Source organism: Rhodococcus sp. MurmanLake-1 (genome assembly GCF_056945715.1).
In genome coordinates this window covers 1-5,326 of sequence record NZ_JBWZNF010000036.1, presented here as the reverse complement: position 1 = coordinate 5,326, position 5,326 = coordinate 1, and the positions used below count along the sequence as shown (strand labels likewise).

Annotated in this window: 6 protein-coding genes; 4 read left to right on the top strand and 2 right to left on the bottom strand. The window is 63.4% G+C overall.

The features are described from left to right. Positions 1 to 194: 194 nt before the first annotated feature. Together mce and AC2ETI_RS32355 are read left to right on the top strand one after the other, a co-directional pair. Complete coding sequence (mce, locus tag AC2ETI_RS32360) at positions 195 to 668, top strand: methylmalonyl-CoA epimerase (protein WP_020723660.1); 474 nt, start codon at positions 195 to 197, stop codon at positions 666 to 668. A gap of 40 nt (positions 669 to 708) precedes the next feature. Next, positions 709 to 1,752: a hypothetical protein gene (locus AC2ETI_RS32355; protein ID WP_019749164.1), complete on the top strand. Its 1,044-nt coding sequence runs from the start codon at positions 709 to 711 to the stop codon at positions 1,750 to 1,752. A 7-nt stretch (positions 1,753 to 1,759) separates the two neighbouring features. On the opposite strand, the gene AC2ETI_RS32350 is transcribed toward AC2ETI_RS32355, so the two are convergent. Next, complete coding sequence (locus tag AC2ETI_RS32350) at positions 1,760 to 2,104, bottom strand: ATP/GTP-binding protein (protein WP_283310593.1); 345 nt, start codon at positions 2,102 to 2,104, stop codon at positions 1,760 to 1,762. Between the two features lie 19 nt (positions 2,105 to 2,123). After that, positions 2,124 to 2,798: an endonuclease NucS gene (gene nucS / locus AC2ETI_RS32345; protein ID WP_003945160.1), complete on the bottom strand. Its 675-nt coding sequence runs from the start codon at positions 2,796 to 2,798 to the stop codon at positions 2,124 to 2,126. 42 nt (positions 2,799 to 2,840) lie between these two features. Between nucS and AC2ETI_RS32340 the strand changes: the two genes are divergently transcribed. Further along, positions 2,841 to 4,433 (top strand): adenylate/guanylate cyclase domain-containing protein, encoded by a 1,593-nt coding sequence (locus tag AC2ETI_RS32340; protein WP_046378804.1) that lies wholly within the window; start codon positions 2,841 to 2,843, stop codon positions 4,431 to 4,433. 142 nt (positions 4,434 to 4,575) lie between these two features. After that, a complete protein-coding gene (locus tag AC2ETI_RS32335) occupies positions 4,576 to 5,202 on the top strand; it encodes a dihydrofolate reductase family protein (RefSeq protein WP_483635026.1) in 627 nt (208 codons plus the stop codon). The last annotated feature ends 124 nt before the right edge of the window (positions 5,203 to 5,326 follow it).

Sequence of the window (5,326 nt, the reverse complement as noted above, 5' to 3'; positions counted from 1 at the left end):
GAGGTCGGACCCGGAGAGGTCTTTCAACGATCCGAGGAGTCGACCCATCGGGGTACGAGCTCCCGCAACAATCACAGAACTGGTCACGATTTCCTCCGGCTGCAAAAGAGACATAGTCGTCGGTTCCGTGCGGCCTAAGAGCCAAGTCACATCCCGACGTGTACTCCTCAAACGGTAGCGCTACCGTGAAAGGTATGACACAGACCTCCCCCAGTTCTGCACTCGCACCTTTGTCGTCCGACCTCGTCGTCGCGATCGATCACGTCGGAATCGCGGTGCCCGATCTCGACGCGGCAATCGCGTGGTACACGCAGCACCTGGGCATGGTGTCGACCCACGAGGAAATCAACGAATCGCAGGGCGTGCGCGAAGCCATGCTCTCCGTCGTCGGCTCCCCCGCCGGATCCACTGCCGTTCAGCTGCTCGCACCACTGGACGAGAACTCGACCATCGCCAAGTTCATCGACCGAAGCGGCCCCGGACTGCAGCAGCTCGCCTACCGGGTCACCGACATCGACGCCATCTCCGCCGAGCTTCGCGAGCGCGGCGTTCGGTTGCTGTACGACGCTCCCCGACGCGGTACGGCCAACTCGCGCATCAACTTCATTCACCCGAAGGACGCCGGCGGCGTCCTGGTGGAACTGGTCGAACCCGACGCGAGCCACTAGCAGACCCGACTCCAGCTCGTATGCCAGGTAGATTGTCGCCATGGCATACGAGCAGGACCGCGGTTCGATCCAACTTCCGTTCCAGATCGCACGGAAGGGATACGACCGCGACGAGGTACGTAACTACTTCGAGCGATTCGACGCGGAGCTGCGAGTTACCGCGGCCGATCGTGATGCTGCCGCTGCGCAGGCCCGTGACCTTGCCAAGCAGCTCGACGATGCACGCGACGACATCGACGACCTCCGCAAGGACGTCGACCGCCTCTCGGTACCGCCCACCACTGCGGAGGGCATGAGCGATCGCATCAGCCGCATGCTGCGCCTTGCCTCCGACGAGGCTTCCGAGGTGCGCGCGAAGGCCGAGGCCGACGCAGCCGAGATGACCTCCATCGCCGAACAGGACGGCGCCCGACTGCGCGGACACTACGAGTCGCTGATCGCCGAACTCGAGGACCGTCGCAATGCGATGGAAACCATGCACGAGCAGACCATGGCGCAGGCCCGTACCGAAGCCGCCCGGATCGTCGAAGCCGCACAGGCCGAGCGGGATCGCCTGGCTGCCGAGTCCGAGGCCAAGCGCACTCAGATCCGCGAAGACTTCGACATCTCGATGTCCGAGCGTCGCGCCAAGGTCGTCGCCGCCGTCAACGACCTGGAGTCGTCGAGCAAGGCAGAGGCCGAGCGTCGACTCTCCGATGCGTCGCACGAGGCTCAGCGCAGGCTGCAGGCCGCCACCGATCAGTCCGAGCGCAAGATCGCTCACGCGAAGGAACTCACCGAAGAACTGCGTGTTCTCCGTGGTCGAATTCTGGCTCAGCTCTTGGGCATTCGGGGACAACTCGATTCGGTTCCGGCCATGCTCGCATCGGTCAACCGGGAGAGCGAACTCCTTGATGCACCGCCCGCTCCGGTCATCGTCGAAGCCGAGGAAGATCTCGAGATCGAAGACAAGAAGGCCGACTCCGATCCGGTCGACTCAGAACCGAGTATCGACGAAGACGATGTGCTCGAGGACTCGGACGAGACCAACACCGCCGAGATCGACACCCGCGCCGTCGAGCAGCGAGCCCAGTCCCGGAACTGATCGACGCTCAGGACCACCGTCTGGTCAGGCTGCGAGTTCCGCGGCCTGACCAGCATCCGGTGTGCCAGTGCCGACGTTCGTTCGCGCCGCCCGGTTCCGAAGGCCACGTCACCACATGGGCGACACCGTGCCTGATGTCGTGATCACAACCGGGGCAGCGATAGAACTTCGTCGCGTTGGAGCCGGGTATCGGCCTCACCATGTACATTTCACCGCCCGGCCCTGGCTCCTCCCGGACCAGCGCCCCGCCGAACAACACACCACTGGGTGACTGCGATTCCGCGCTCGAATCCCGAGCACGCCGAGTATCCGTTCGACGGGATTGCTTCGGCGAAGGTTTGCGGCGCGGCATGGTTCGAGTCTAAACAGCGTCAGAAAAGTCGGAACTCGGTGCTTTCGGTACCACGCAAGGCCTCGTAGTCCAAGACCAGGCAACGGATCCCACGGTCGTTGGCCAAAGTCTTTGCCTGCGGCTTGATCTGTTGCGCTGCAAAAACTCCCGTGACCGGCGCGAGCAGAGGATCGCGGTTGAGCAACTCCAGGTACCGCGTCAACTGCTCGACGCCGTCGATCTCGCCGCGGCGCTTGATCTCCACCGCCACCGATGCACCGTCCGCGTCACGGACCAGAAGGTCGACCGGCCCGATGGCCGTCATGTACTCGCGCCGCACCAACGTGTAGCCGGGGCCGAGTGTCTCGACATGCTCCGCCAGAAGTTCTTGAAGGTGTGCCTCGACACCGTCCTTGATCAATCCCGGATCGAGACCGAGTTCATACGACGAATCGTGCTCGACCTCTTCGAGAGTGATCCGAAGCTCCTCGCCCGCCTTGTTGGTGACGACCCACAGGATGTCGTCGCTGTCGCCGGTGGTCTCGACCAACCAGCACGGCGGACTCATCCAGTTCAGCGGCTTGTACGCCCGGTCATCGGCATGAATGCTGACCGAACCGTCGGCCTTCACCAACAGCAGTCGTCTTGCGGTAGGGAGGTGGGAGGTCAGGCGTCCCACATAATCGACACGGCAACGAGCAATAACTAGGCGCACCGGACCACCCTAAGCGATCATTACGACTACTCTCGACACACTATGCAGCGAAGCCGTGTCCCGAGTGCGCCCCTTGGGTCGTGGCTGCTCGGATCCACCGACGAAAGCCCCAGGCGCCGCCGAATCCGCGTCCAGGCACTACTCACCGCCCCTCTCCTGGTCACCAACCTGATCGGAGCGGTGCTGGCGATCGTGCTCGTCGGATTCGTGGTTCCCGGACCCGAGATCATCCACCCCGAATTCGCGTGGATCAACTTTATTGCCGTACCCGTCTTCATCGGGTGTGTCTTTCTCATCGGACTTCTGTGGGGCACCAAACGCCTCATGAGGGATCTCCGGTGGGCCACCGAGGATCACCGGCCAACCGAGCAGAATCAACGCGCGGCGTTGCGCGGGCCGTGGCGACTGACCCGAGTGCAAGCCGTCCTGTGGACGGCCGCGCTCATCACCTTCACGACCATGTACGGAATCGTCGACCCCGACACCATTCCGAAAGTTCTGTTCACCGTGGCTTTCAGCGGTATCACCACCTGCGCTTTCTGCTACCTGCTCAGCGAGTTCGCACTCCGCCCTATTGCTGCGCGTGCACTCGAATCCGGAGCGCCCCGCAAGGCTGCCGTTCTCGGACTGACCGGCCGGACGATCCTCGTCTGGCTGCTCGGAAGCGGAGTCCCCGTCACCGGCTTGATGCTCGTAGCGGTCTTCAGCTTCATCCGGCCTGCTTCGTGGCAAGCCCTCGCGACCGCGATCCTCGTCATCGGCGGGATCACTCTGTGCGTCGGACTCGGGCTGACGTACATCAACATCCGATCAGCCGCGGCCCCCATTCGGTCCGTACGCCGAGGCATGGAACAAGTCACCCGTGGCGACCTCACCGCGTCCGTCGTCGTGTACGACGGGACCGAACTGGGACTGCTGCAGACCGGCTTCAATCGCATGGCCGAGGGCCTGCGCGAGCGCGAGAGGATTCGCGACCTCTTCGGGCGCCACGTCGGACACGAGGTTGCCGCAAACGCGGTTCGCCGAAACCCGGAACTCGGCGGTGAAGAACGCGACGTTGCCGTTCTCTTCGTCGACGTCATCGGATCGACCACGATCGCGGCCACCAACTCCCCTACCGCGGTGGTCGCTCTACTCAATCGATTCTTCGACGTCATCGTCGACGAGGTAGATGCACACGGCGGATTCGTCAACAAGTTCGAAGGCGACGCGGCGCTGGCGATCTTCGGAGCGCCGACGACACTCGACGATCACGCCGGCAGTGCACTCGCCGCCGCCCGCAAGATTCGGCAGCGCCTGCGTGCCGAAGTTCCGGAAGTGAGCGCGGGTATCGGCGTCGCTGCGGGAATTGCCGTTGCCGGAAACGTCGGTGCGCGAGAAAGGTTCGAGTACACCGTCATCGGTGATCCCGTCAACGAAGCAGCGCGACTGTCCGAGGTCGCCAAGACGGTCCCGGGTAACCTCGCCGCGTCCGGACGGGCTGTGGCCGCCGCTGACAGTGCCGAAGCCGCACAGTGGTCGATCACGGAGAACATCACCCTTCGTGGCCGCCTCGAACAGACCGAGCTCGCGATTCCCTGCGACGCCTTGGAGTCCGAGACCACCCCGGCAGACTCTGTGCCCGTTCAGCCCTGATCTCACCGCCCACCCTGAGCGAACGGCACGTTCGGTCGATCCAAGGCGATGAACGCCACGTTCGCTCGATGACTTTCCCGCTTCCCGACGGTCTATATCGAAACAGCGGAAATCCGGCGATGCCGGGGAGATGGGTACGACTATGAAACTGACGACATTTACCATCGTCACTCTCGAAGGGGTGATGCAAGGACTCGGTGGGCCGGACGAAGATCGACGCGGCGGATTCGAACGTGGCGGATGGTCCGCGCCGCTGGTGGACACAGAAGCCATGTCTTACCTCGTCCAGGTCTACCAGCGCGCCGACGCCTTCCTGTTCGGTCGGCGGACTTACGAAATCTTCGCCGGCTATTGGGGCGCGTTCGAGAATCCAGAGGTCAACCCGATCGCAAGCGCCTTGAATACGCGGCCCAAGTATCTTGCCTCGACGACGGTCACCGATCCGCAATGGAAGAACACCACGGCCCTTACAGATGACACCGCCGCAGCGATCGGCGAACTGAAAGCCAGACCCGGCGGCGAGCTTCAGGTGCACGGCAGTGGCGAGTTGTGCCGCTGGCTTCTCGCGAACGATCTAGTCGACGAGATGATCCTGCTGATCGTTCCGGTGGTCGTAGGCCAGGGCACACGACTCTTTCCCGATACCGGACCGGATATCGCACTCGAGCTGGCCGAATCGCGAGCCACACCAAAGGGCGTGACGATCCAGCGGTATCTGCCCACTGGCCGGCCGAAGTATGCAACTGCCACCGCCGACGGCATCGAGTGATCAGGGCAAAGCGCCCGTCGTCGTCAGTCGCGCTCCCGCCCCTAATGGTGTGAACGTATCGTTCATCTCGTTGGAGGCGGTGAGAGTGTCGTTCGCTCGATCCCGGACGGGGTGGTGAGCCGGC

Bases quoted from the DNA above. Each gene is read 5' to 3' on its own strand.
- mce (WP_020723660.1), top strand. From the start codon at position 195: ATGACACAGACCTCCCCCAGTTCTGCACTCGCACCTTTGTCGTCCGAC.
- AC2ETI_RS32355 (WP_019749164.1), top strand. From the start codon at position 709: ATGGCATACGAGCAGGACCGCGGTTCGATCCAACTTCCGTTCCAGATC.
- AC2ETI_RS32350 (WP_283310593.1), bottom strand. From the start codon at position 2,104: ATGCCGCGCCGCAAACCTTCGCCGAAGCAATCCCGTCGAACGGATACT.
- AC2ETI_RS32340 (WP_046378804.1), top strand. From the start codon at position 2,841: ATGCAGCGAAGCCGTGTCCCGAGTGCGCCCCTTGGGTCGTGGCTGCTC.
- AC2ETI_RS32335 (WP_483635026.1), top strand. From the start codon at position 4,576: ATGAAACTGACGACATTTACCATCGTCACTCTCGAAGGGGTGATGCAA.